This is a genomic window from Aeromonas sp. s6 (genome assembly GCF_040907815.1).
Classification (GTDB): Bacteria; Pseudomonadota; Gammaproteobacteria; order Enterobacterales; family Aeromonadaceae; genus Aeromonas; species Aeromonas caviae.
In genome coordinates, this window is sequence record NZ_JBFOCN010000095.1 from 47,537 (window position 1) to 72,582 (window position 25,046).

Genomic DNA, 25,046 nt, shown 5'->3' on the forward strand with positions numbered 1-25,046 from the left:
ACTTCATGGTGGAGAAAAGTGGATCAAAGTGGTTTTATTGGGCATCTAGCCCCCATAACTCACCTTCGGGGACTGCAATTTGTTGCGTGGCGCTCACGCCATCAGCCTGGACAGCAAGGGGCGGTTGGCGATTCCGACCAAATTTCGTGATTGGCTGCGCGACGAATGCGACGGCCAGCTGGTCTGCACCATCGACATCGCCCATCCCTGTCTGCTGCTTTATCCCCTGAATGAATGGGAAGAGGTGGAGCGCAAGCTGAAGACCCTTTCCAGCACCAACCCGGCGGAACGCCGCCTGCAGCGTCTGCTGCTCGGCCACGCGGCCGAATGCGAACTGGATGGCAATGGCCGTCTGCTGCTCAGCCAGCCGCTGCGCAGCCATGCCGGGCTGGACAAGAAAGTCATGCTGGTGGGCCAGCTCAACAAATTCGAGCTGTGGGATGAAGCCCGCTGGCAACAACAGATCAACGACGACATCCTGGGCCTGCCCGAGGACGACTGGGCAAGTTCACCACGACTACAGGATTTTTCTTTATAAATGACCCAAGCCGCTGAACACATCACAGTGCTGTTACACGAAGCCGTCGAAGGGCTGGCCATCAAGCCGGACGGTATCTACGTCGACGGTACCTTTGGCCGGGGTGGTCACTCTCGTCTCATTCTCCAGCATCTGGGCCCGAACGGCCGTCTGATCGCCATCGACCGGGATCCCCAGGCCATTGCCGAGGCGGCCAAGATCCAGGATCCCCGTTTCGAGATCGTGCACGGTCCCTTCTCCGGCATCACCCGCTATCTGACCGAGCGCGGCCTGCTGGGCAAGGTCGATGGCTTCCTGCTGGATCTCGGTGTCTCCTCCCCCCAGCTTGACGATGCCGAACGTGGCTTCAGCTTCATGAAGGACGGCCCGCTCGACATGAGGATGGATCCCACCTCCGGTCAGAGCGCCGCCGAGTGGCTGGCCCGTGCCGATGTGGACGACATCGCCTGGGTGCTGAAAACCTTCGGTGAGGAGCGCTTCGCCAAGAAGATTGCTCGCGCCATCGTACACGATCGGGTGACCGAGCCCTATGTGCGCACCCGCCAACTGGCGGAGATGATTTCCCGGGTCAACCCGAGCAAGGAGAAGGGCAAGCACGCGGCGACCCGCAGCTTCCAGGCCATCCGCATCTATATCAACAGCGAGCTGGACGAGATCGAAACCGCCCTCAACGGCGCGCTGGACGTGCTGGCTCCTCACGGCCGTCTCTCCGTCATCAGCTTCCACTCTCTGGAAGATCGGCTGGTGAAACATTTCATTCGCAAGCACGAGAAAGGTCCTGAAGTACCCCACGGCATCCCCCTGACTGAAGCCCAGCTTGCCGGTGGTCGCAAGCTGAAGTCGATCGGCAAGGCGCTCAAGCCTTCCGACCACGAGGTCAATGAAAACACCCGGTCCCGCAGTTCGGTGCTGCGGGTCGCAGAGCGTCTTGCGGAGTAAACGATGAGCGACGTGCGCGTTCACCTCGCCAGGGAGATCGTTGCGGATCTCTGGCGCCACAAGTTGCAGGTCCTGTTGACCGTCGCCGTGCTGGTCACCGCCTTTGCGGTGATCCTGGTGACCAACATGACCCGGGGTCTGACGGCCAAGCAGAACGATCTGATGGCGGAGGAGGACAGGCTCAACATCGAGTGGCGCCACCTCTTGCTGGAACAGGGCACATTGGCTGAGCACTCCCGGGTGGCGAGTCTGGCCATGGACAAGTTGCAGATGGCTCGTCCCCTGGTGACCACTGAAAAGGTAATTACACAACCATGACACGCAAGGCCGCCACCAAGGCTCCGGCAAAGGACAAAGCCAAGGCGAAAGCACCCTCACTCTACCCGTGGCGCTTTCGTACCCTGGTTTTCTTCATCGGCATCGCGTTTGCCGGGCTGATCCTGCGGCTGGCCTGGATCCAGGTGATCGATCCGGACAGACTGCGCCAGGAGGGGGATATGCGCTCCCTGCGCACCACCTCCACCCAGGCGGTGCGCGGCATGATCACGGACCGCAATGGCGAACAGTTGGCGGTATCCGTGCCGGTCGAAGCGGTCTGGGCCGATCCCAAGACGGTGCACGAGTCCGGTGCCATCCACAACGAGCGTGCCTGGCTGGCACTCTCCGCCGTGCTCAAGCTCGACATCAACACCCTCAAGCATCGCATCGCCAACCCGAGCAAGCGCTTCGTCTATCTGCAGCGACAGGTGACGCCTGCGGTGGCCGAGTACATCAAGGGGTTGAAGCTGGGGGGCATCTATCTGCGCCCCGAGGCGCGCCGTTTCTACCCGACCGGCGAGATAAGCTCCCACCTGGTGGGGGTGACCAACATCGATGGCAGCGGCATCGAGGGGATTGAGCGCAGCTACAACGAGTGGCTGACCGCAACCCCTGGCGAGATGCGAGTGCGCAAGGACAGGCAGGGCCGCGTCATCGAGCGCCTGGGCCTGGTGAAAGAGGGCAAGCACGCCAACGATCTGCAACTGAGCATCGATCAGCGGGTGCAGGCGCTGGCCTATCGCGCCCTCAAACGGGCCACCGACGAGAACAAGGCGACCTCCGGCTCCATGGTGATGCTGGATGTGAAGACCGGCGAGGTGCTCGCCATGGTCAACACCCCCTCCTACAACCCGAACAACCGCGGCCAGTACCAGAGTTTCCGAGTGCGAAACCGGGTGGTGACCGATACCTATGAGCCGGGTTCCACGGTCAAGCCATTGATTTTGCTTAGTGCCTTGCAAGCCGGTGTCACCAGCTGGAAGGACTTCATCCCGGGCGGTCCCCTCTTCATCGGGGCCAAGCAGATCCGTGACGTGAGTATCCATAAGGCGACCAACCTGTACGACATCCTGCGCTACTCCTCCAACATCGGCATGTCGCGCATCGCGCTGCGGATGCCGGCCCAGGAGATGATCAACACCCTGAGCATGGTGGGCTTCGGCATGGACACCGGCAGCGGCCTGATGGGGGAGAGCAGCGGCATGCTGCCCCAGCGTCGCCGCTGGTCCGACATCGAGCGAGCTACCCTGTCGTTCGGTTATGGTCTGCGAGTGACCCCGCTGCAGCTGGCCTCCGCCTACGCCACCCTGGCCAACAAGGGCAAGCGGGTACCGCTCTCCATCATCAAGGTGACCAAGCCGCCCAAGGGTGAGCAGGTCATCGATCACAACAACGCCGCTGCCATGTTGCAGGCGCTGGAGTACGTGGTCAGCAATGCCATTCCCAAGGCCCAGATCCCCGGTTATCGGGTCGGTGGCAAGAGTGGTACCGCCAAGGTGGCCGTGGCTGGGGGCTATGGCAAGGACTACATGGCCTGGTTTGCCGGTTTCGCACCGGCCAGCAATCCCCGTTTCGTCATGGTGGTGGTGATCAACGAACCCAAGGGGGATGCCTACTACGGCGGTGCCGTGGCGACCCCGCCCTTTGCGGAGGCCATGGGAGGCGTGTTGCAGCTCTTCAACATCCGTCCCGATGCGATCCCGCCCGAGGTACCCGCCAAACTTGCCCGCACGGAGGCCAACAATGGCGCACCGCGTACTTGACGGGCATCCGGCTTTTTCCATCGACCCCGCTGCTGTCGGGGCGTTTTCCATGGCGTGTACGAGCGCCCGCATTCCCGCATTTTCGGAGGCTTCCCATGCCGCCCCGCACACTTGATCAACTGATGAGCCGCTTCGGCATCGATGCCCCAGCGCTTTCCCTCACCGATCTCCAGCTCGACAGCCGGCGGGTCGGTCCCGGCTCGCTCTTCGTGGCGATTCGTGGCCATCAGGTGGATGGCAGGCGCTTCATCGAACAGGCGGTGGCTCAGGGAGCGACCGCCGTGCTGTTTGAGGAGGACGGAGAATTCGTCCCTCCGGCGACCCAGATCCCCTGCATCGGCATGAGGGATCTTCCCGCTCGCCTCTCCGAGCTGGCCGGTCATTTCTACGGTCACCCTGCGCAAAAGCTGCAACTGGTGGGCATCACGGGCACCAACGGCAAAAGCACCACGGCCCTGCTGGTGGCCAACTGGCGCACCCTGCTGGGGGGCAAGGCCGGGGTCATGGGCACCATAGGCAACGGTCTGTTTGGCGAGCTCATCGAAGCAGAGAACACCACGGGCAGCGCGGTCCAGGTGCAGGCCAATCTGGCCGCCTTGCAGCAGCAGGGGGCTGATCTGGTGGCGATGGAGGTCTCCAGCCACGGTCTGGTGCAGCATCGCGTGGCGGCCCTGCCGTTTGCCTCGGCAGTCTTCACCAACCTGAGTCGGGATCATCTGGACTATCACGGCACCATGGAGGCCTATGCCGCCGCCAAGGAGGAGCTGCTGAAGCTGGTGGATGAGCCTTGCGCCGTCATCAACGCCGATGACCATCTGGGACGGCAATGGCTGGCGACCTATCCCGGTGCGGTGGCCTTCGGGGTTCATGGTCCGATTGAAAACCATGCCGGACGACAACTGACGGCGCAGGATCCCCATTTCCACCAACAAGGTTTTGATACGCGCATTAACTCCAGCTGGGGGAATGGTGTATTATCCGCCCCCTTGCTCGGCCGCTTCAACGTCAGCAACGTGCTGGGCGCCATGGGCGCCATGCTGGTGCTCGGCTACGACTTCGATGACCTGCTGGCGACGGCTCCCAGACTGCAACCGGTGACCGGTCGCATGGAGTGCTTCGGCGGTGGTGATGCGCCGCTCGCCGTGGTCGATTACGCCCACACCCCGGATGCGCTGGAGAAGGCATTGCAGGCCCTGCGGGTGCACTGTCACGGTCGGCTCTGGTGCCTAGTGGGATGCGGCGGCGACAGGGATCGCGGCAAGCGTCCCATGATGGCTGCCATGGCGGAGCTGCATGCGGACTGCGTGATCCTGACCGACGACAATCCCCGTACCGAGGAGCCGGCCCGGATCATGGCCGACATGGTGGCGGGTCTTCGCGATCCCGGCGCCGTGCAGATTGAGCACGACAGGACCAAGGCAATCCAGCTGGCACTGAGTCAAGCGAGCAAAGAGGACATCATCCTGGTGGCCGGCAAAGGCCACGAGGATTATCAGATCATTGGAACCGACAAGCGGCACTACAGCGATCGGGAAACCGTCGCAGCCGCCTTGCACACATTAATGGAGTCATTCAAATGATGACCCTCAGGCTTGCCGACCTGGCGCAGGTGCTCGATGCCCGTCTGATCGGGGGCGACCATGAGATCACGGCGGTCAGCACCGACACCCGTACCCTGGGCGCGGGGGCGCTGTTCGTGGCCCTGCGCGGCGAGCGTTTCGACGCCCACGATTTCTGCGACCAGGCGGTTGCCGCCGGCGCCAGTGCCCTGCTGGTGGAGCGCGAATTGCCGCTGGCCATTCCACAACTGGTGGTGGGCGACACCCTCAAGGGGCTTGGACGTCTGGGCAGGCTGGTGCGCGAGCGCATCAATCCGAAAGTCCTCGCCATCACCGGCAGCTGTGGCAAAACCACGGTGAAGGAGATGGCGACGGCCATCCTGCGTTGTGAAGGGGAGGTGCTGGCCACCGCCGGCAACTTCAACAACGAGGTGGGGGTGCCGCTGACCCTGCTGCGCCTCGAGCCGCAACACCAGTTCGCGGTGATGGAGCTGGGAGCCAACCACCCGGGCGAGATCGCCTGGACCACGTCGCTCGCCAGACCCGACGCCGCCATCATCAACAACGTCGCTGCCGCGCACCTGGAAGGCTTTGGCTCCCTGGAAGGGGTGTTCCATGCCAAGAGCGAAATCTTCGAAGGGTTAGGCGAGGGCGGCACCGCCATCGTCAATGCCGACAACGAGTTCTGGCCGAAGTGGCGTGAAAAGGGCATCCACTGCGCCTTCTCCCTTGAGGATCAGCGTCAGCCGTTCCACGCCCGCGACATCGTGCTCAACGAGCAGGGTTGTGCCGGGTTCGTGATGGTGACGCCCCTGGGAGAGGTGAATCTGACCCTGGCCATTCCGGGTCGCCACAACGTGGCCAACGCCCTGGCTGCTGCCGCCGGTACCCTGGCCCTGGGCGCATTGCTTGCGTCCGTCAAGGCGGGGCTGGAGCAGATGGCGCCGGTCAAGGGCCGTTTCTGCGTGCAACGCTGGGGTGGCCTCACTCTGGTGGATGACACCTACAACGCCAGCGTGGAGTCCGTGCTGGCGGGTATCGATGCCCTGACCGCCATGAACGGCTACAAGGTGCTGGTATTCGGTGACATGAAAGAGTTGGGTGAGGAGTCCGCCGCGCAGCATGCCCGGGTCGGACACCACGCCCGTGAGCAGGGCCTCGATGCCGTGCTGACCGTAGGGGAACAGAGTCGCCACACCGCAGATGCCGCGGCTGGCCGACATTTCGATAACAAGGCGTCGTTGTTTGAAGTGCTTGCGCAAATGATAAATACACATCAAGAAATCGCGATCTTGGTCAAGGGTGCCCGCGGCTCCCACATGGAAGATATCGTCGAGATGGTCAAGGGCCATCAGGAGTCAGCCACATGCTAGTCTGGCTGGCGGAACTGCTCACCCCGCACTTCACCTTCTTCAACGTCTTCTCCTACCTGACGTTTCGCGCCATCTTGTCGATCATCACCGGTCTGGTGGTGGAGCTCTGGATGGGGCCGCGCCTCATCCGTCGCCTGCAGATCATGAAGTTCGGCCAGGTGATCCGCAACGACGGTCCCGAATCCCACCTCAGCAAGAAGGGCACCCCGACCATGGGCGGCCTGATGATCATTGCAGCCATTTTCACTTCTGTGCTGCTCTGGTGCCGCCTCGACAACCCCTATGTCTGGCTGGTGCTGTTCGTGCTGGGGGCCTATGGCGCCATCGGTTTTGCCGATGACTATCTCAAGGTGGTGCGCAAGAACACCGATGGCCTCATCGCCCGCTGGAAGTACTTCTGGCAGTCCGCGGTCGCGCTGGGTGTGGCAGTCTTCCTCTACGCCACGGCCACCCACGATGGTCAGACCCAGCTGGTGGTCCCCTTCCTCAAGGATGTGATGCCCCAGCTCGGCCTGATGTTCATCCTGCTGACCTACTTCGTCATCGTCGGTACCTCCAACGCGGTCAACCTGACCGATGGCCTGGATGGCCTCGCCATCATGCCCACCGTGATGGTGGCGGGGGGCTTCGCCCTGATCGCCTGGGCGACCGGTAACGTCAACTTCGCGAACTACCTGCACATTCCCTACGTGCCCTACACCTCCGAACTGGTGATCGTCTGTACCGCCATCGTGGGCGCGGGCCTGGGCTTCCTCTGGTTCAACACCTACCCGGCCCAGGTCTTCATGGGGGACGTGGGTTCCCTGGCCCTGGGCGGCGCGCTCGGTACCATAGCCGTGCTGGTGCGCCAGGAGTTCCTGCTGGTGATCATGGGGGGCGTCTTCGTGATGGAGACCGTCTCGGTGATCCTGCAGGTCGGATCCTACAAACTGCGCGGCGTGCGGATCTTCCGCATGGCCCCCATCCATCACCACTATGAGAAGAAGGGCTGGCCGGAGCCGCGCGTCATCGTGCGCTTCTGGATCATCACCCTCATGCTGGTGCTGCTTGGCCTCGCCACCCTGAAGGTGAGGTAAGCCATGGTCATCATCATCGGACTCGGCAAAACCGGACTCTCCTGCGTCGATTACTTCCTCGACCGCGGCGTCACGCCGCTGGTGATGGACACCCGTGCCAACCCGCCGGGCAAGGACGAGCTTCCCCCCGAGGTGGAGCTCATCCACGGGCTGGACGCGGAGCGGCTCAAGCAGGCGCACATGATAGTGGCCAGCCCGGGCATCGCCCTGGCGACTCCGGAGTTGAAGGCCGCCGCCGAGTTCGGGGTGCGCATCGTCGGTGACATCGAACTGTTCGTGCGTGAAACCCAGACGCCCGTCATCGCCATCACCGGTTCCAACGGCAAGAGCACGGTCACCACCCTGGTGGGTGAGATGATCGCCGAGGCGGGACTCAAGGTCGGTGTGGGGGGCAATATTGGCACCCCGGCGCTGTCACTCCTCAAGCAGCCCATGGATCTCTGCGTGCTGGAGCTCTCCAGCTTCCAGCTCGAGACCACCTACAGCCTGCGGGCCGCCGCCTCCGTGGTCCTGAACCTCAGTGAAGATCATATGGATCGCTATGCCGGCATGGCGGATTACCGCGCCGCCAAGATGGAGATCCATCAGCACTCCCAGCACATCCTGATCAATCGCGACGATCCCCAGACCCTGCCCGATGTGGGTCAGGTGTGGCAGAGTTTCGGCCTCGACTGCAACGGCTACGGTCGCTGCGAGCTGGAGGGCCGTCACTGGCTGACCTTGCACGGCGAGCCGCTCCTGGCGGTGGACGAGATGAAGATAGTGGGTGCCCACAACCAGGCCAATGCCCTGGCGGCCATGGCCCTGTGCGATGCGGTGGGCATTCCCCGCGAGGCACAACTTGCCGTGCTGCGCCGCTTTGAAGGCCTGCCTCACCGTGCCCGCTTCGTGCGGGAGGTAAATGGGGTGCGCTGGATCAACGACTCCAAGGCCACCAACGTGGGGGCGACCCTGGCCGCCGTGGCCGGGGTACGTGAAGCGGTCAAGGGCCGCCTGCTGCTGCTGGCCGGTGGCCAAGGCAAGGGGCAGGACTTCGGCCCGGTGCAGGCGCTGCTCGGCAGCCAGATCGATCACATGTACTGCTTTGGCCAGGATGCCGAGGTGCTGCTGGCCTTGGGCGAACAGACCGAGCGGGTTGCCGATCTTGACGCTGCTGTCGCCAAGGCGGCGGTCGATGCCAGGCCCGGTGACTGGGTGCTGCTGGCGCCGGCCTGCGCGAGCCTGGATCAGTTCAAATCCTTTGAAGCGCGCGGCGATCGCTTCACCGAACTGGTGATGGGCTTATGAACGCCCTGCGCGTGGTTGCGGGATTCTTGCAGCGCTGGTTGCTACCGGCGCGCCCCGCCGGTCTCTACGATCGGCAGCTGGTGGTACTGGCTCTCGCCCTGATGGGCGTCGGGCTGGTAATAGTGGCGTCCGCTTCCATTCCTGAGGGGATCGCCATCAACAACGATCCCTTCATGTTCGTGAAGCGCCACGGCATGTTCCTGGTGATGGCGCTGGGTATCTCCTGGTTCGTGTTGCAGGTGCCCATGGCACGCTGGCAGCACTACAACGGTCCCATGTTGTTGCTGGCCATCGTGCTGCTGGTGATGGTGTTGCTGGTGGGCCGCAGCGTCAACGGTTCGGTACGCTGGCTGCCGCTGGGCCCCTTCAACTTGCAGCCGGCCGAGTTCGGCAAGCTGGCGCTGTTCGTCTATCTGGCGGGTTATCTGGTGCGCCGTCAAAGCGAGGTGCGCGAGCGCTTCATCGGCTTCATGAAACCCATGGCGGTGCTGTTCGTGGTGGCCATCCTGCTGCTGGCCCAGCCGGATCTCGGGTCAGTGGTGGTGATGTTCGTCACCTCCCTCGGGATGCTGTTCCTGGCCGGTGCCCGGCTGGTGCAGTTCATCGGTCTCATCCTGGTGGGGGTGAGCGCCGTGGTTACCCTGATCATCGCGGAGCCCTACCGGATGCGGCGGGTGACCTCCTTCCTCGACCCCTGGGCAGACCCCTTCGGCAGCGGCTATCAGCTGACCCAGTCCCTGATGGCCTTTGGTCGGGGGAGCTGGTTTGGCGAGGGGCTCGGCAACTCCATCCAGAAGATGGAGTACCTGCCGGAGGCCCACACCGACTTCGTGTTCGCCATTCTGGGCGAAGAGCTGGGCTACGTGGGGGTGCTTGGCGCACTCTTCCTGATTTTTGCGCTGGCGGTGAAGGCGCTCAAGCTGGGTCACCAGGCGCTGGTGGCCGAGCGGCTCTATGAAGGTTATCTGGCCATCGGCATCGGCATCTGGTTCAGCTTCCAGACTTTCGTCAACGTCGGTGCCGCCAGCGGCATGATGCCTACCAAGGGGCTGACCCTGCCGCTGGTCAGTTATGGCGGCTCCAGTCTCATCATCATGATGGTGGCGGTGAGCATGTTGATTCGTATCGATTTCGAGTTGCGCCAGGCAAGTGCCCAGGCGCGCGTGCGGGAGGTTGCGTGAGCAAGACGTTACTGGTGATGGCGGGTGGTACCGGGGGGCATGTGTTCCCCGGCCTGGCCGTCGCCGATCGCCTCAAGGCCCAGGGCTGGACCATCCACTGGCTCGGTACTGCCGACCGGATGGAGGCGGAGCTGGTGCCTGCCCATGGTTATCCCATCTCCTTCATCGACATCCAGGGGGTGCGTGGCAACGGCATCAAACGGCTGCTCGCGGCGCCCTACCGTGTCATCAAATCCGTGCTGCAGGCCCGCCAGGTGCTCAAGACCATCCAGCCCGATGTGGTGCTGGGCATGGGGGGCTTCGCCTCCGGCCCGGGTGGCGTGGCCGCCTGGCTGTCCGGCATTCCGCTGCTGCTGCACGAGCAGAATGCCGCCGCCGGCCTGACCAACAAGCTGCTGGCCCGTATCGCCAGGCGGGTACTGATGGCCTTCCCGGGTGCCTTCGCCCCCAATGCCCGTACCGCCGTGGTGGGTAACCCGGTGCGCCCCGAGGTGGTGGCGCTGCCGGATCCCCAACTGCGCAGCAGCAGCGATCCTCTGCGCCTGCTTGTGGTCGGTGGCAGCCTGGGGGCCCGGGTCCTCAACGAGCAGGTGCCTCCTGCGGTTGCAACTGCCGGTGTGCCCATCGAGGTGCGTCACCAGTGCGGCAAGGGCAACGGGGAGTTTGTGGCTGCCTCCTATGCCGGGCTGGGGGTCGAGGCCGAGGTGAGTGAATTTATCAAGGACATGGCGGATGCCTATGCCTGGGCCGACCTGGTGGTGTGCCGCGCCGGCGCATTGACCGTCTCCGAAGTGGCCGCTGCCGGTGTGGCCGCCATCTTCGTGCCCCTGCCCCATGCGGTGGACGATCACCAGACCCGCAACGCCCTGACCCTGGTCGACGGCGGTGCGGCCGAGTTCCTGCCCCAGTCCGAGCTGACGCCGGCGGCGCTGGCGTCGCGTCTATCCTGGCTCGCCGGGCGCAGGGAAACTCTGTTGAACATGGCCCAGGCCGCGCGCCGGGTCGCCATCATCGATGCTGCCGAACGGGTTGCCGATGAGTGCAAACGGCTCGCCACCGGCTGAGCCAAACGAGATGGAAGGCCAAGATGTGCCGCCAAGGCCCCGCTTCTGTCTTCGAACTGATGAATGTCGCCGAATGAAAATGGCCTGTGGCCGCGAATTGAGAAAGAACTATGACCAAGGTTGAACTGGCAAAACTGCGTACCGTTATCCCCGAAATGCGCCGCGTGCGTCGCATCCACTTCATCGGCATCGGTGGCGCCGGTATGGGCGGTATTGCGGAAGTGCTTGCCAATGAAGGGTATCAGGTGACCGGCTCTGATCTGGCCCGCAACGGGGTGACCGAACGCCTGGCCTCTTTGGGCGCACACATTTTTGTCGGTCACAGTGCCGAGCATGTGGACGGTGCCAGCGTGGTGGTGGTTTCCACCGCCATCAAGCAGGACAACCCCGAGCTGCTGGCTGCCCGCGAGCTGCGTATTCCCGTGGTGCGCCGCGCCGAAATGCTGGCGGAACTGATGCGCTTCCGTCACGGCATCGCCATCGCCGGGACCCACGGCAAGACCACCACCACCAGTCTGGTGGCGAGCATCTATGCCGAGGCGGATCGCGACCCCACCTTCGTCATCGGCGGTCTGCTCAACAGCGCCGGCACCAATGCCCGCCTGGGCAGCAGCCGTTATCTGATTGCCGAGGCGGACGAGAGCGACGCCTCCTTCCTGCATCTGCAACCCATGGTCTCCATCGTGACCAACATCGAAGCGGATCACATGGACACCTATGGTGGCGATTTCTCCAGGTTGAAGGCCACCTTCATCGATTTCCTGCACAATCTGCCGTTCTACGGCCTGGCCGTGGTGTGCGTGGATGACCCCGTGATCCGCGCCATGCTGCCGGAGATCGCCCGTCCCACCCTCACCTACGGTCTGAGCGATGATGCCGATGTGCAGGTGCTGGACTTCGTGCAGACCAGCAATCGCAGCCGTTTCCGGGTGCGCCGTGCAGGGGCGGGTGAGCTGGAGGTGACCCTGAATCTGCCGGGCATCCACAACGCCCTCAACGCCGCCGCCGCCATTGCGGTGGCAACCGAAGACGGCATCGGCGACGAGGCCATCATCCAGGCACTTTCCAAGTTTGAAGGGGTGGGGCGCCGCTTCCAGCAATATGGCGAGTTTGAAACCGGCCGTGGCAAGGCCATGCTGGTGGACGATTACGGTCATCACCCGAGCGAAGTGAAGGTGACCATCAACGCCGCTCGCGCCGGCTGGCCCGAGAAGCGGCTGGTGATGGTGTTCCAGCCGCACCGCTACAGCCGGACCCGGGATCTCTACGAAGATTTCGCGGATGTGCTTTCCAAGGTGGACGTGCTGGTGATGCTGGAGGTCTATGCCGCCGGTGAGGAGCCCATTCCCGGTGCCGATGGCCGTGCCTTGTGCCGTTCCATCCGCTCCCGCGGCACCCTGGAGCCCATCTTTGTCGCAACGCCGGACGATGTGCCCGCGGTGCTGGCCGACCTGATTGGCGAGGGGGATCTGGTATTGACCCAGGGGGCGGGTAACGTCGGTGCGCTGGCCCGTCGTCTCGGCGAGATGAAATTGAGCGTGGATAGCATGAAATCCGGTGCCTGAGGGCCCAATGAGTATTTTGACCGCCAAGCCGAGGCCTATATAATGGCGAACCGGTCTGCAAGTGGCCGGCATGGCGCGTTTTACGGGGATCGATCGGGTGGAGGCAAGGGCACAAGGGCGCACCAAGGGGGGCTTCATCGCCGGGGTGGCATTTTTCATCCTGGTCATGTGGGGGCTCTACCAGACTGCGCTGGATGTTAAAGACTGGCTGACGGATGCCAGTCGGTTGCCCATGAGCGAGCTGTTGCTGCAGGGGCAACACGAATATTTGAAGGCCGATGAGTTGCGTGCTGCCGTGCTGGATGGTGCCGAACTTCGCAACTTCTTCGAGCTGGATGTGAACGAATTGCAGGCGCGTCTGAACGCCCTGCCCTGGGTGGCCCAGGTCTCGGTACGAAAGAAGTGGCCGAACAAGATCAAGGTCTATCTCACGGAACAGGATGTGGCGGCTCGCTGGAACGGTAACCGCTTCGTCAACACCAAGGGTGAGGTATTCAGTGCCCCGGACAGGGTGAAGAAGCCCCTGATGCAGTTGTCCGGGCCCGATGATCAGGCCGCCAAGGTGCTGGAAGCCAGCCATCAGTACGAAACGCTGCTGGCGGCCAAGGGATACAAGTTGCTGGGGGTGAATCTGACCCCCCGCCATGCCTGGGAACTGACCCTGGATGGCAACATTCAGCTGTTTGTGGGGCGCTCGGATATCGCGCTTCGTCTGCAGCGGTTTATCGATGCCTTTCCGGTCATCGAGCCCCGTGAGCGGGTTGCTTACGTGGATCTTCGATACGACACCGGGATGGCAGTTGGCTGGAAGAAAAGCGAAGAGAAAGTGAATGACCAACACCGCAGATAGAAATTTGATTGTCGGACTGGATATCGGCACGACCAAGGTGGCGGTACTGGTTGGCGAAGTATTGCCTGATGGCGAACTCAATGTCATCGGCATGGGCAGCCACGCTTCTCGCGGGATGGAGAAGGGCGGGGTCAATGACCTCGACTCCGTGGTCAAGTCCCTGCGCCGCGCGGTGGAAGAGGCCGAGATGATGGCAGACTGCCAGATCAGTTCCGTCTATCTGGGGCTGTCCGGCAAGCACATCGATTGCCGCAACGAGACCGGCATGGTGCCCATCTCCGACGAAGAGGTGACCCAGGAGGATGTGGACAACGTCATCCACACCGCCAAGTCGGTGCGGTTGTCGGACGAGCTGCGGGTGCTGCACGTGCTGCCCCAGGAGTTCGCCATCGACTATCAGGAAGGGATCAAGAACCCGGTCGGCCTCTCCGGCGTGCGGATGGCAGCCAAGGTGCATCTCATCACCTGCCACAACGACATGGCGCGCAACATCGAGAAGTGTGTGGAGAAGGTGGGTCTGCGGGTGGATCAGCTGATCTTCTCCGCCCTGGCCTCCAGCTACGCCGTGCTGACCGAAGACGAGAAGGAGCTGGGTGTCTGCGTGGTGGACATCGGTGGTGGCACCATGGACATGTCGCTCTTTACCGGCGGCGCCCTGCGCCACACCAAGGTGATTCCCTATGCCGGCAGCACGGTGACCAGCGACATCGCCTATGCCTTCGGCACGCCGCCGCTGGATGCGGAGGCGATCAAGGTGCGCTATGGCTGTGCCCTCGGCCGCCTGGTCAGCAAGGAAGACAATATCGAAGTGCCCAGTGTCGGCGGTCGCCCGGCGCGCAGCCTGCAACGGCAGACACTGGCGGAAGTGATTGAACCCCGTTACACCGAGTTGCTCTCCATGGTGAATGACGAGCTGGTGCGGGTGCAGAGCGAACTGAAGGCACAGGGGGTCAAGCATCAGCTGGCCGCCGGTGTGGTCTTGACCGGTGGCGCGGCCCAGATCGAAGGCATTGTGGAGTGCGCAGAGCAGATCTTCCAGAGCCAGGTCCGGGTGGGCGAGCCCATGAATATCCGGGGATTGAGTGACTACGTACAGGCACCGGTGTACTCGACTGCGGTCGGGTTGTTGCAGTACGGCCGCACCAACCAATCCACCGGCAGTAACAAGGAATATGCCGCCAAGGCAAGCGTAGGTGGGCTGGTCAAACGGGTCAGCAACTGGTTGCGTGGCGAGTTCTAAAGATTTTGCTGAGTCAGGCAAATAAAGCGGAGAGACAACATGTTTGAATTTATGGATAGCCACACTGACGAAGCCGTCATCAAGGTGATAGGTGTGGGTGGCGGCGGCGGCAACGCAGTCGAGCACATGGTTCGTCAAAACATCGAAGGTGTCGAGTTCATCACCGTGAACACCGACGCCCAGGCACTGCGCAACTCCAGTGCCAATACCACCTTGCAGATCGGCGGTGGTATCACCAAGGGTTTGGGTGCCGGGGCCAACCCGGAAGTGGGTCGTGACGCCGCCATGGAAGACAGGGAAGCGCTGCGCGAGCTGCTGACCGGTTCCGACATGGTGTTCATCGCTGCCGGCATGGGTGGTGGTACTGGTACAGGTGCTGCACCGATCGTGGCCGAAGTGGCCCGCGAGATGGGTATCCTGACCGTTGCCGTCGTGACCAAGCCGTTCTCCTTCGAAGGGAAGAAGCGGATGGGCTTCGCCGCTCACGGCATCGAAGAGCTCTCCAAGAACGTCGACTCCCTGATCACCATCCCCAACGACAAGTTGCTGAAGGTGCTGGGTCGCGGCATCTCCCTGCTGGACGCCTTCAAGGCAGCCAACGACGTGCTGCTGGGTGCGGTGCAAGGCATCGCCGAGCTGATCACCCGCCCGGGCCTCATCAACGTCGACTTCGCGGACGTGCGGACCGTGATGCGCGAGATGGGTACCGCCATGATGGGTACCGGCTCCGCCTCCGGTGACGACCGTGCCGAAGAAGCGGCCGAGAAGGCCATCTCCAGCCCGCTGCTGGAAGACGTGGATCTGGCCGGTGCCCGCGGCATCCTGGTCAACATCACTGCCGGCATGGACATGACCATCGAAGAGTTCGAGACCGTGGGTAACGCGGTCAAGGCCTTCGCGTCCGAGAACGCCACCGTGGTGGTGGGTACCGTAATCGACCCGGAAATGCACGACGAACTGCGCGTTACCGTAGTGGCGACCGGTATCGGTGCCGAGCGCAAGCCCGACATCACTCTGGTCAAGAACAACATGGTTCAAGAGCGTCCGGCTCGTCAGCCCCTGATCAGCGAAGCCCTGCAGTCTCGCGTGATGGAAGAGGCCCCGGCCAAGGTGGTGAACGCCGAGCCGCAAGCTCGTCGCGAACCGGATTATCTCGATATTCCTGCGTTCCTGCGCAAGCAGGCAGACTAAGCCTCTGATGGCTCTGGTTTGTTTGTTGCTTAAGGATTGTGCTAAGATGGCCCGGCAACGACCATCTGGTCAGGAATTTGAGCTGTTAAAGCGGATACGCCCATGATTAGACAAAGAACCTTGAAAACGAGTGTCCAGGCCACCGGTGTGGGCCTGCATTCGGGCCGGAAAGTCACTATGACGTTCCGTCCGGCGCCTGTTAACACAGGGATCGTTTACTTGCGTACCGATCTGAATCCTGTGGTCGCGCTGCCAGCCAATGCCGATCAGGTGCGTGATACTGTGCTTTGTACCGCTCTGGTGAATGAAGCCGGTGTTCGCGTGTCGACCATCGAACATCTGTCTGCCGCTCTGGCCGGGATGGGGATCGACAACCTCTATGTCGAGGTTGATGCCCCCGAGATCCCGGTAATGGACGGCAGTGCGCATCCGTTCATCTATCTGCTGCAGGAAGTGGGTATTCGTGAACAGAACGCACCCAAGCAGTTCGTGCGGATCAAGCAGAGCATCCGGGTTGAAGACGGCGACAAGTGGGCGGAATTCCACCCCTATCGCAACGGCTTCAAGATGGATCTCGAGATCGATTTCCAGCATCCGGTGTTTGAAGGGCGCAACCAGCGTTGCGTGCTGGACTTCTCCGGCAGCTCCTTCGTGAAAGAGATCAGCCGTGCTCGTACCTTCGGCTTCATGCGTGATATCGAGTACCTGCGTTCCCAGAACTTGGCACTGGGCGGCAGCCTGGAAAACGCCGTGGTGCTGGATGACTACCGGGTGCTGAACGAAGATGGTCTGCGCTACGAAGACGAGTTCGTGAAGCACAAGATGCTGGATGCCATCGGCGATCTGTACATGTGCAATCGCAGTATCATCGGTGAATTCCGTGCCTACAAGACGGGCCATGCCCTGAACAACAAGCTGCTGCGTGCCTTGCTGGCCCAGCAAGAGGCTTGGGAACTGGTGACCTTCGAGGGTGAGGGCGACAAAGCGCCTATCGCTTACTACGACAACGGTCTGGTTCTGGCCTGATAGCTGTGCAACAGGACGTCGGTCATCTCTCCGCACCGACGTCCTGTCATTTGTTTATTCCATCCTTTAATACCGATTATCTCCCGGTTTTATTGCCCGTGCAGGCCCTTGGCCTCACCTGACCGAGAAGACAGATTTCTATGAGCATTACCCTGATCCTCCACGGTAAGCAGCGCCGCAGGTTGCACTTACCCAAACAACGTCTGGCCTGGGTCGGCGGTATTCTCTTCACTGTATTGGCCTTGGGGGGCGGCTGGCTCTGGCAGAGCTGGCAGCAGAAAATGGAGGCGCTGGAAGTGGCGCTGACCCTGGCGCAGCAGCAAAAATCCACGCAAGGGGCCGATGAAGCCCGCGAACAGCTTGCCATGCTGGCCGCCCAGGTGGGCACCATGCAGGGACAACTTGGTCGCCTCAACGCCCTCGGCGAGCGCCTGACCGAGAAGGCGGACCTCGATCCCGAGGAGTTCAACTTCAAGGAGCTGCCCCCCATGGGCGGCCCTTCCTATGATGCAGACCTGGAAGTCAGCCTGGGTGAACTGCAAGATTCCATGGAACACCTCAGCCGTCAGCTCAGCAGCCGCGAAGAACAGCTGTCGGTACTTGAATCCTTCATCATGAACCACCATATCACCGATGCGGGTTTCATCCCCGGCTCACCGGTCAAGCAGGAGCGTGTCTGGATCTCCTCCGGTTTCGGTGGGCGGGTCGATCCGTTCAACGGTCGCGCCAAGATGCACAAAGGGGTGGATTTCCGCGGCAGGCCCGGCACCCCCATCCTGGCGACAGGCAAGGGGATTGTCAGCTGGGCAGGGCGCCATCCGGAGTTTGGCAACATGGTGGAGATTGACCATGGCAATGGTCTGGTCACCCGCTATGCCCACAATTCCAAGTTGCTGGTGGATGTGGGCACCCTGGTCGATGAGGGCCAGAAGATTGCCCTGATGGGGCGAACCGGTCGTGCAACCGGAGTTCATTTGCATTACGAAGTGTTGAAAGATGGTCGTCAGGTCAACCCCGCGCGCTTTCTGAATGCCAGACGGGGTTAGGTTTTTTCTTCAGGTTCCAGTGACGGAACGCTTATATAACCAAAACAGTTGGTACCCATGATTAGCACACTGCTCACCAAGATTATCGGCAGCCGGAACGACAGAACGCTCAAGGCTTTGCGCAAAATTGTAAAACAAATCAATGCGATGGAGCCTCAGTTCGAGGCGCTGTCCGATCAGGAACTGCAGGCGAAGACCGCCGAGTACCGTCAGCGTCTGGAGCAGGGCGAAACACTGGAGCAGTTGCTGCCGGAAGCGTTCGCCACCGTCCGTGAAGCCTCCCGCCGTGTGTTCGGCATGCGTCACTTCGACGTCCAGCTGATCGGCGGCATGGTGCTGAACTCCAACCGCATCGCCGAAATGAAGACAGGTGAAGGTAAAACCCTGACGGCCACGCTGCCGGCCTACCTGAACGCCCTGACCGGCCGCGGTGTGCATGTCGTGACGGTGAACGACTATCTGGCCAAGCGTGATGCGGAAGCCAACCGCCCGCTGTTCGCCTTCCTCGGCATGACGGTGGACTGCAACGTGCCCGGCATGGATGCATCCCAGAAGCGCGATGCCTACGCTGCCGACATCACCTACGGTACCAACAACGAATTCGGTTTCGACTACCTGCGCGACAACATGGCATTCTCGCCGGAGCAGCGCGTACAGCGTCCGCTCAACTACGCGCTGGTGGATGAGGTGGACTCGGTGCTCATCGATGAAGCCCGCACCCCGCTCATCATCTCCGGTCCGGCGGAAGACAGCTCCGCCATGTACACCCAGATCAACAAGTTGATCCCCCTGCTGGTCAAGCAGGACAAGGAAGACTCCGAGGAGTACACCGGCGACGGCCACTACACGGTGGACGAGAAGAACCGCCAGGCGCTGCTGACCGAGAACGGCCAGATCTTCGTGGAAGAGCTGCTCAAGAAAGAGGGACTGCTGGCCGAGGATGACTCCCTGTTCTCCGCCACCAACATCAGCCTGCTGCATCACGTCAATGCCGGCCTGCGCGCGCACACCCTGTTCGAGCGCAACGTCGACTACATCGTCCAGAAGGACGAGATCGTCATCGTCGACGAGCACACCGGCCGCACCATGCCGGGTCGTCGCTGGTCAGACGGTCTGCACCAGGCGGTCGAGGCGAAGGAAGGGGTCAAGATCCAGAACGAGAACCAGACCCTGGCCTCCATCACCTTCCAGAACTACTTCCGTCTGTACGACAAGCTGGCGGGCATGACCGGTACTGCGGATACCGAAGCCTTTGAATTCCAGCAGATCTATGGCCTGGATACCGTGGTCATCCCGACCAACAAGCCGATGGTGCGCAAGGACATGGGCGATCTCGTCTACCTGACCGCCCAGGAGAAATACGCGGCCATCGTGCAGGACATCCGCGAGTGCGTGAAGCGCGGCCAGCCCGTGCTGGTTGGCACCGTCTCCATCGAGAACTCCGAGCTGCTCTCCGGCATCCTGACCAAGGAAAATATCCCGCACAAGGTACTGAACGCCAAGTTCCATGCCATGGAAGCGGAGATCGTCGCCCAGGCTGGCCAGACCGGCGCCGTCACCATCGCCACCAACATGGCCGGTCGTGGTACCGACATCGTGCTCGGCGGCAACTGGCAGGCGGAGATCGCCCAGCTGGAAAACCCGTCAAGCGAGCAGATTGCCGAGCTGAAAGCGGCCTGGCAGGTGCGTCATGACGAAGTGCTGGCGGCCGGTGGCCTGCACATCATCGGTACCGAGCGTCACGAATCCCGTCGTATCGACAACCAGCTGCGCGGCCGTTCCGGTCGTCAGGGTGATCCGGGTTCCTCCCGCTTCTACCTCTCTATGGAAGATACCCTGATGCGGATCTTCGCCTCCGACCGCGTGACCGGCATGATGAAGAAGCTGGGCATGGAAGAGGGCGAGGCCATCGAGCATCCCTGGGTGACCAAGGCCATCGAGAATGCCCAGCGCAAGGTGGAAGGTCGCAACTTCGACATCCGTAAAAACCTGCTCGAGTTCGACGACGTGGCCAACGATCAGCGCAAGGTGGTCTACGAGCAGCGCAACGAACTGCTGGACACCAACGACATCTCCGAGACCATTCACGTCATCCGTGACGACGTCTACGGCGCCATCATCGACGAGTACATCCCGCCCCAGTCCCTGGAAGAGATGTGGGACGTACCGGGTCTGGAAGCGCGTCTGAAGTCCGATTTCGCCCTGGATCTGCCGTTGCAGCAGTGGCTGGCGGAAGACGACAAGCTGTATGAAGAGAAGCTGCGCGAACGCATCCTGGATGAAGCCACCAAGCTCTATGCCCACAAGGAAGAGCTGGTCGGCAAGGAGGTGCTGCGCAACTTCGAGAAGGCGGTGATGCTGCAAACGCTGGATGGTCTGTGGAAGGAGCACCTGGCGGCCATGGATCACCTGCGCCAGGGCATCCATCTGCGCGGCTACGCCCAGAAGAACCCCAAGCAGGAGTACAAGCGCGAATCCTTCGATCTGTTCACCCAGATGCTGGAGACCCTCAAGCGCGACGTGGTCAGCATCCTGAGCCGAGTACAGGTGCAGGAGCGGGATGTGGAGGCGATGGAAGAGCAGCAGCGCCAGCAGGCCGAAGCCGCTCCCCGTACCTACACCCATGCCACGGCCGAAAACCAGCTGGCTGACGAGGAAACGGGTGGGGCCGAGGGCCATACCACCTTCGTGCGCGACGAACAGAAGATCGGGCGCAATGATCCCTGCCCCTGTGGTTCGGGTAAAAAATACAAGCACTGTCACGGTCAGCTGACGTGACACCCTGCCATGATGAATACACCGCCTCCGGGCGGTGTATTCATTTTCGGACCAAGGAGGGGACGATGAGCAGATTGCCGGCGGGATGGGATGGGGAGGCACATGGGCACTGGCTGCAGGAGAGACGCCAGGAGGCGATCCGTTGTGTGCTGAGCAGGCTGAACGCAGAGACGAACAAATCTGTTCCCCTGCAACTGCAGTTTGCCTATTACCTCTTTTTGTCCGGCGATCCCGCCTCGGCGGCCCAGGTGCTGACGCTGGCGTACCGGTCCGCACCCGATAACACTGAGGTGCTGCGCAATCTCTGTGTCTGCCTCTCGCGCTCCGAACAACATGAGCGGGCCGTGATGCACCTGGTCGAACTGGTGCGGCGCGAGCCGGATGATTATCTGGTCCATGACGGGCTTTGCACTTCCCTTGCCAAGCTGGGACGCCATGAAGAAGCGGCACAAGCGGGAACCCGTGCCCTGACTCTCAAGGATGAGGCCGTCTCGCAGCCTGTCGCGGGGTGGGTGCTGCCGGCAGAGGGGCCGGATGACTGGCTCGCGGAGCAGGGGGAGAAGCAGGCAGTCATCGCCTTCTCCTTGTGGGGAGTACAGCCCCGCTATTTGCGGGGAGCGCTCGACAATGTGCTGGCCGCAGCTTACCTCTATCCGGGCTGGCGGGTGCGTTTTTATGTGGATGGCAGTGTCCCTCAGGGGTTTCTGGCCTGCCTGCAAGAACATGGCGCCGAGATAAAGGTGCAGCCCGATGGCCAATCCCAGCGTCAGCGCCTCTGCTGGCGCTTCCAGGTCGCCAATGATCCCGGAGTGGGGCGCTTTCTTGTGCGCGATGCGGACTCCGTGCTGAATCTGCGGGAGCGGCTTGCGGTCGATGACTGGCTTGCATCGGGGCGCTGGTTCCATATCATGCGTGACTGGTGGAGCCACACCGATCTGGTGCTGGCCGGCATGTGGGGCGGTGTGGCCGGTGTGCTGCCTCCCCTTGCGCCGCTGATGGCGAGCTATCAGCCCAGTACCATGGAAACACCGAACATCGACCAGTGGTTCTTGCGAGACTGTTTATGGCGCTATCTGCGCCAGAGCGCGCGGGTACACGATCGTTGTTTCACTCCGCCCGGTGCGGTGCCCTGGCCGCAGGTTGCGCCGCCGGGCAATGAGCATGTCGGGCAGGATCTCTTCAGGGCCCGGGGGGATCAGCAGGCCATTCGGCTTGCCCCCTGGATCGCCCGTTTGCCGTGTTTACGCTGAGGACAATGATGGAACAGAAGAAACGGATCTGGGTGGCGGTGGGCGTCATCGAGAACGAACGGGGCGATATCTTCATCGCCAAACGCTCAGCCGATCGCCATCAGGGGGATCGCTGGGAGTTTCCCGGTGGCAAGGTGGAGTCGGGGGAGGATCTGCTCACCGCGCTGGACAGGGAATTGTGGGAAGAGATCGGGATCCGGGTGCAGGATTGTGCCCCCTTCATGGAGCTGCACCACGACTACCCCGACAAGCAGGTCTTGCTGGATATCTGGAAGGTGACCCGCTTCCACGGCGAGCCCTTTGGCAAGGAGGGGCAGGAGTGCCGCTGGGTGCCACTGGCCTCGCTGCACGAATACCGCTTCCCGGATGCCAACGGCCCCATCGTCGCGCGGTTGCAGGCCTCGCTTGCCTGAAAGGGAATCGATACCAACGAAAAAGGGCCTGAGGGCCCTTTTTTGATCGTGAAGTGTTTATTGCCAGGGATCGCCCTGTTCCGGGTCGGGCAGCAGATCCGGGTTGATCTCGCCCGGGATGCGCTTCTGTTCATCCGCCCACTCGCCGAGGTCGATCAGCTGGCAGCGCTTGCTGCAGAAGGGGCGAAACGGGCTCTGCGGGCCCCATTCGATCTCGCTCTGACAGGTCGGGCACTTTACCTTGGTCACCATGGGGCGCTCCTCAACAACAGGCGAGCTGGAAGGAAACGTCGCCTATCTGCTGTTCCGTCGTTGGCAGGAAGCGCAGGGCGAAGCGGTTCTTGTGGCCGCTCAGGGTCGGATAGCAGGGCTGGGTGCCCGCCAGACGGATGCGGATCAGTTCAGCCCCTTCGGCGGTATCCTGGAAGAAGCCGTTGGTGGCCACCTGGTCGCTGAAGTTGCCCGACTCGCGCCACAGGCGCAGCAACAGGGAGATGGCGTTCATCAGCAGGGTGATGTCACTCAGCCATTGCTGCATCTGCTGGTGGCGGGTGACGGCCGGGGTCGCCAGCCAGTGGTGCAGTTGCGGCACATCGAAGGCGCACAGACCACCCGGAATGGAGAAGCGCTGACGAATGGAGCCGAGCAGGCGATCCTCTTTCAGACGGGCGCCGGGGCGCGGGGAGTTCAGCAGGTTGCGGGAGAGCTGGGTACTCTCCTGCTGCATCCGCTGGATCTGCTCGAGATCGACGTCAGGCAGACTGGCCCAGTGGCTCAGGCGTTGGCCGAGGCGCTCCAGATCCTTGATGAGATCGGCTCGCAGGTCACCACGCTCCAGCAACTCCTGCAAATCGAACAACCCCTTGAAGAAGGCGATATGTGCCCAGGACTGGTCACTCTCCAGATTGTCGCGGATCTGGGAAAACAGAGACTCCAGACGAAGATAGGTCCGGCTTTTTTCATTGAGGGGAAAATCGTAAATCATGCCTAATCCTGGCCAGCCATAAACCGGCCTAGTGTACTCACAGTTGGTGGGCTTGTTGAGAGGCAAATGCCAGATATGTCTGGTGCAGGGCGAAAATTCGCTGCCAGATGGTCTCACTCGTACCACTCTGGTTGTCCAGGACGTCGTCGGCCATCGCAAGGCGCTCGCTGCGGCTCGCCTGGGACGCCAGTATCGCCTGGGCCTGTTCCCGACTGACGCCATCGCGGCGGCAGGTACGCTCGATTTGTGTCGCTTCGTCCACATCGATCACCAGTACCCGATCGGCGAGGGAAGTGAGCCTGTTTTCCACCAGCAAGGGGACGACCAGCAGGCAGTAGGGGGAGCGGGTTGCCGCACACTGGCGCAGCATCTCGCTGCGGATGAGGGGATGGAGCAGGGCATTGAGCCACTCCTTGGCCTGCGAATCGGTGAAGATCCGCTCTCGCAGCCGGCGGCGATCGAGCTGGCCATCGGGGGCAACGACATCCGGGCCAAAATGGGCGGCGATGGCAGCCAGAGCAGGGGTGCCGGGCTCCACCACCTCACGGGCGATGATGTCCGCATCCACCACCTCGATACCCAGCTCGGCAAAGCGGTTGGCAACCGTGGTCTTGCCGCTGCCGATTCCCCCAGTGATTGCGACTACATACATGGGTCAGAGATCCTTTTGCTAGAGCACGACATCAAGATACCAGCGGGTGATGCTATCGCCCCACAGCAGCGTTATCCAGCCCGCGATGGCGAGATAAGGGCCAAAGGGAATGGGTTTGCCCTGGTGGTGGTTGCGCAGCAGGATGAGACCGATGCCGATGATGGCGCCCGCCAGCGAAGAGAGCAGCAGCACGATGGGCAAGGCTTGCCAGCCGAGCCAGGCGCCCAGTGCCGCCAGCAGTTTGAAGTCGCCATAGCCCATCCCTTCCTTGCCGGTCAGCAGCTTGAAGGCCCAATAGAGGCTCCAGAGCACCAGATAGCCCGCCATGGCGCCGACCACCGCATCGGCCAGGGGCACGAAACCGCCCGCCAGATTGAACAGCAGGCCACCCCAGAGCAGGGGCAGGGTGAGCTGATCCGGCAAGAGCATCTTGTCCAGGTCGATGAAGGTCAGTGCGACCAATGTCCAGGTGAGCAACAGAGCAGCAAGGGTGCCCCAGCCGGGGGCAAGCGCGGCTGCCACCGAGACCGACAACAGTGCGGTGAGCAGCTCGACCAGGGGATAGCGGGCCGAAATGGGAGCGTGGCAGTTGCGGCAGCGCCCTCTGAGGCATAGCCAGCTCAGCAGGGGAATGTTCTCCAGCGCCCCTATGGGGTGGTCGCAGTGGGGGCAGCGGGAGCGAGGCACCATGAGGTTGTATCGTCCGGTTGCAGGAGGAGTCTCTTCATCGTCACCGAAATAGTCGCTGTATTCGGCATGCCAGGCCTGCTCCATCATGATGGGCAGACGATGGATCACCACGTTCAGGAAGCTGCCCACCATCAGGGAGAAAAGGAAAATCAAGGAGAGATAGAGCCAGGGCAAGCCCTGGGCCAGTTCGATCAAAGGCACCATAGATCAATCGCTTGTGTCGGGAACGGGGATGACAGATGGCCGGGGGAAATGCACCGCC

At 62.1% G+C, this 25,046-nt stretch carries 23 protein-coding genes; 19 read left to right on the top strand and 4 right to left on the bottom strand.

Translation table 11 applies throughout. From position 1 onward, the window contains the following. Nucleotides 1–79 precede the first annotated feature (79 nt). The 19 genes from mraZ (at nucleotide 80) to mutT (ending at nucleotide 22,457) form a co-directional block, all read left to right on the top strand. Complete coding sequence (gene mraZ, locus AB5Y50_RS14680) at nucleotides 80–538, top strand: division/cell wall cluster transcriptional repressor MraZ (RefSeq protein ID WP_039040489.1); 459 nt, start codon at nucleotides 80–82, stop codon at nucleotides 536–538. Continuing rightward, complete coding sequence (gene rsmH / locus AB5Y50_RS14685) at nucleotides 539–1,477, top strand: 16S rRNA (cytosine(1402)-N(4))-methyltransferase RsmH (RefSeq protein ID WP_109421765.1); 939 nt, start codon at nucleotides 539–541, stop codon at nucleotides 1,475–1,477. A 3-nt stretch (nucleotides 1,478–1,480) separates the two neighbouring features. After that, nucleotides 1,481–1,795 (top strand): cell division protein FtsL, encoded by a 315-nt coding sequence (gene ftsL, locus AB5Y50_RS14690; RefSeq protein ID WP_010675842.1) that lies wholly within the window; start codon nucleotides 1,481–1,483, stop codon nucleotides 1,793–1,795. Beyond that, entirely contained in the window at nucleotides 1,792–3,558 is a 1,767-nt protein-coding gene (locus tag AB5Y50_RS14695) for a peptidoglycan glycosyltransferase FtsI (protein WP_010675841.1), read from the top strand. Before ftsL ends, AB5Y50_RS14695 begins: the two co-directional genes overlap by 4 nt. Before the next feature lie 95 nt (nucleotides 3,559–3,653). After that, the gene (murE, locus tag AB5Y50_RS14700; protein ID WP_069785543.1) at nucleotides 3,654–5,138 is read left to right on the top strand and encodes a UDP-N-acetylmuramoyl-L-alanyl-D-glutamate--2,6-diaminopimelate ligase; all 1,485 of its coding nucleotides are present in this window, start codon (nucleotides 3,654–3,656) and stop codon (nucleotides 5,136–5,138) included. Then, a complete protein-coding gene (gene murF / locus AB5Y50_RS14705) occupies nucleotides 5,135–6,490 on the top strand; it encodes a UDP-N-acetylmuramoyl-tripeptide--D-alanyl-D-alanine ligase (protein WP_257710025.1) in 1,356 nt (451 codons plus the stop codon). The genes murE and murF overlap by 4 nt, the downstream gene beginning before the upstream one ends. Beyond that, complete coding sequence (gene mraY / locus AB5Y50_RS14710; RefSeq protein WP_113978319.1) at nucleotides 6,484–7,566, top strand: phospho-N-acetylmuramoyl-pentapeptide-transferase; 1,083 nt, start codon at nucleotides 6,484–6,486, stop codon at nucleotides 7,564–7,566. The genes murF and mraY overlap by 7 nt, the downstream gene beginning before the upstream one ends. Nucleotides 7,567–7,569: 3 nt before the next feature. After that, the gene (gene murD, locus AB5Y50_RS14715; protein ID WP_041211794.1) at nucleotides 7,570–8,853 is read left to right on the top strand and encodes a UDP-N-acetylmuramoyl-L-alanine--D-glutamate ligase; all 1,284 of its coding nucleotides are present in this window, start codon (nucleotides 7,570–7,572) and stop codon (nucleotides 8,851–8,853) included. Next, nucleotides 8,850–10,034: a cell division protein FtsW gene (gene ftsW / locus AB5Y50_RS14720; protein WP_010675836.1), complete on the top strand. Its 1,185-nt coding sequence runs from the start codon at nucleotides 8,850–8,852 to the stop codon at nucleotides 10,032–10,034. Before murD ends, ftsW begins: the two co-directional genes overlap by 4 nt. After that, nucleotides 10,031–11,098 (top strand): undecaprenyldiphospho-muramoylpentapeptide beta-N-acetylglucosaminyltransferase, encoded by a 1,068-nt coding sequence (murG, locus tag AB5Y50_RS14725; RefSeq protein WP_223919404.1) that lies wholly within the window; start codon nucleotides 10,031–10,033, stop codon nucleotides 11,096–11,098. Before ftsW ends, murG begins: the two co-directional genes overlap by 4 nt. Before the next feature lie 110 nt (nucleotides 11,099–11,208). Further along, nucleotides 11,209–12,663 carry a UDP-N-acetylmuramate--L-alanine ligase gene (gene murC / locus AB5Y50_RS14730; RefSeq protein ID WP_045522161.1) on the top strand — a complete coding sequence of 485 codons (1,455 nt, stop codon included), beginning with the start codon at nucleotides 11,209–11,211 and terminating at the stop codon, nucleotides 12,661–12,663. A gap of 97 nt (nucleotides 12,664–12,760) precedes the next feature. Beyond that, nucleotides 12,761–13,513, top strand: a complete 753-nt coding sequence (locus AB5Y50_RS14735) for a cell division protein FtsQ/DivIB (RefSeq protein ID WP_029314839.1) — start codon at nucleotides 12,761–12,763, stop codon at nucleotides 13,511–13,513. After that, nucleotides 13,494–14,753, top strand: coding sequence for a cell division protein FtsA (gene ftsA / locus AB5Y50_RS14740; protein WP_010675832.1), 1,260 nt, complete (start codon nucleotides 13,494–13,496; stop codon nucleotides 14,751–14,753). Before AB5Y50_RS14735 ends, ftsA begins: the two co-directional genes overlap by 20 nt. A gap of 39 nt (nucleotides 14,754–14,792) precedes the next feature. Next, the gene (ftsZ, locus tag AB5Y50_RS14745; protein WP_005305686.1) at nucleotides 14,793–15,944 is read left to right on the top strand and encodes a cell division protein FtsZ; all 1,152 of its coding nucleotides are present in this window, start codon (nucleotides 14,793–14,795) and stop codon (nucleotides 15,942–15,944) included. 102 nt (nucleotides 15,945–16,046) lie between these two features. Continuing rightward, nucleotides 16,047–16,970 (top strand): UDP-3-O-acyl-N-acetylglucosamine deacetylase, encoded by a 924-nt coding sequence (gene lpxC, locus AB5Y50_RS14750; protein ID WP_010675831.1) that lies wholly within the window; start codon nucleotides 16,047–16,049, stop codon nucleotides 16,968–16,970. Nucleotides 16,971–17,110: 140 nt separating this feature from the next. Next, nucleotides 17,111–18,016: a M23 family metallopeptidase gene (locus AB5Y50_RS14755; protein WP_039040495.1), complete on the top strand. Its 906-nt coding sequence runs from the start codon at nucleotides 17,111–17,113 to the stop codon at nucleotides 18,014–18,016. Between the two features lie 57 nt (nucleotides 18,017–18,073). Next, nucleotides 18,074–20,794 carry a preprotein translocase subunit SecA gene (gene secA, locus AB5Y50_RS14760; protein ID WP_039040496.1) on the top strand — a complete coding sequence of 907 codons (2,721 nt, stop codon included), beginning with the start codon at nucleotides 18,074–18,076 and terminating at the stop codon, nucleotides 20,792–20,794. A 65-nt stretch (nucleotides 20,795–20,859) separates the two neighbouring features. Then, nucleotides 20,860–22,044: a tetratricopeptide repeat protein gene (locus AB5Y50_RS14765; RefSeq protein WP_049637195.1), complete on the top strand. Its 1,185-nt coding sequence runs from the start codon at nucleotides 20,860–20,862 to the stop codon at nucleotides 22,042–22,044. Nucleotides 22,045–22,052: 8 nt separating this feature from the next. Further along, nucleotides 22,053–22,457 carry an 8-oxo-dGTP diphosphatase MutT gene (gene mutT, locus AB5Y50_RS14770; RefSeq protein WP_171864957.1) on the top strand — a complete coding sequence of 135 codons (405 nt, stop codon included), beginning with the start codon at nucleotides 22,053–22,055 and terminating at the stop codon, nucleotides 22,455–22,457. A 57-nt stretch (nucleotides 22,458–22,514) separates the two neighbouring features. On the opposite strand, the gene yacG is transcribed toward mutT, so the two are convergent. Genes yacG through AB5Y50_RS14790 form a run of 4 tightly spaced genes read right to left on the bottom strand, consistent with a single transcriptional unit; the run spans nucleotide 22,515 to nucleotide 24,988 of the window. Continuing rightward, a complete protein-coding gene (yacG, locus tag AB5Y50_RS14775; RefSeq protein WP_039040499.1) occupies nucleotides 22,515–22,709 on the bottom strand; it encodes a DNA gyrase inhibitor YacG in 195 nt (64 codons plus the stop codon). 10 nt (nucleotides 22,710–22,719) lie between these two features. Next, the gene (zapD, locus tag AB5Y50_RS14780) at nucleotides 22,720–23,442 is read right to left on the bottom strand and encodes a cell division protein ZapD (RefSeq protein ID WP_010675825.1); all 723 of its coding nucleotides are present in this window, start codon (nucleotides 23,440–23,442) and stop codon (nucleotides 22,720–22,722) included. Between the two features lie 37 nt (nucleotides 23,443–23,479). Further along, entirely contained in the window at nucleotides 23,480–24,094 is a 615-nt protein-coding gene (gene coaE, locus AB5Y50_RS14785) for a dephospho-CoA kinase (RefSeq protein WP_042864857.1), read from the bottom strand. An 18-nt stretch (nucleotides 24,095–24,112) separates the two neighbouring features. Then, nucleotides 24,113–24,988 (bottom strand): A24 family peptidase, encoded by an 876-nt coding sequence (locus tag AB5Y50_RS14790; protein ID WP_202007072.1) that lies wholly within the window; start codon nucleotides 24,986–24,988, stop codon nucleotides 24,113–24,115. Nucleotides 24,989–25,046 lie beyond the last annotated feature (58 nt).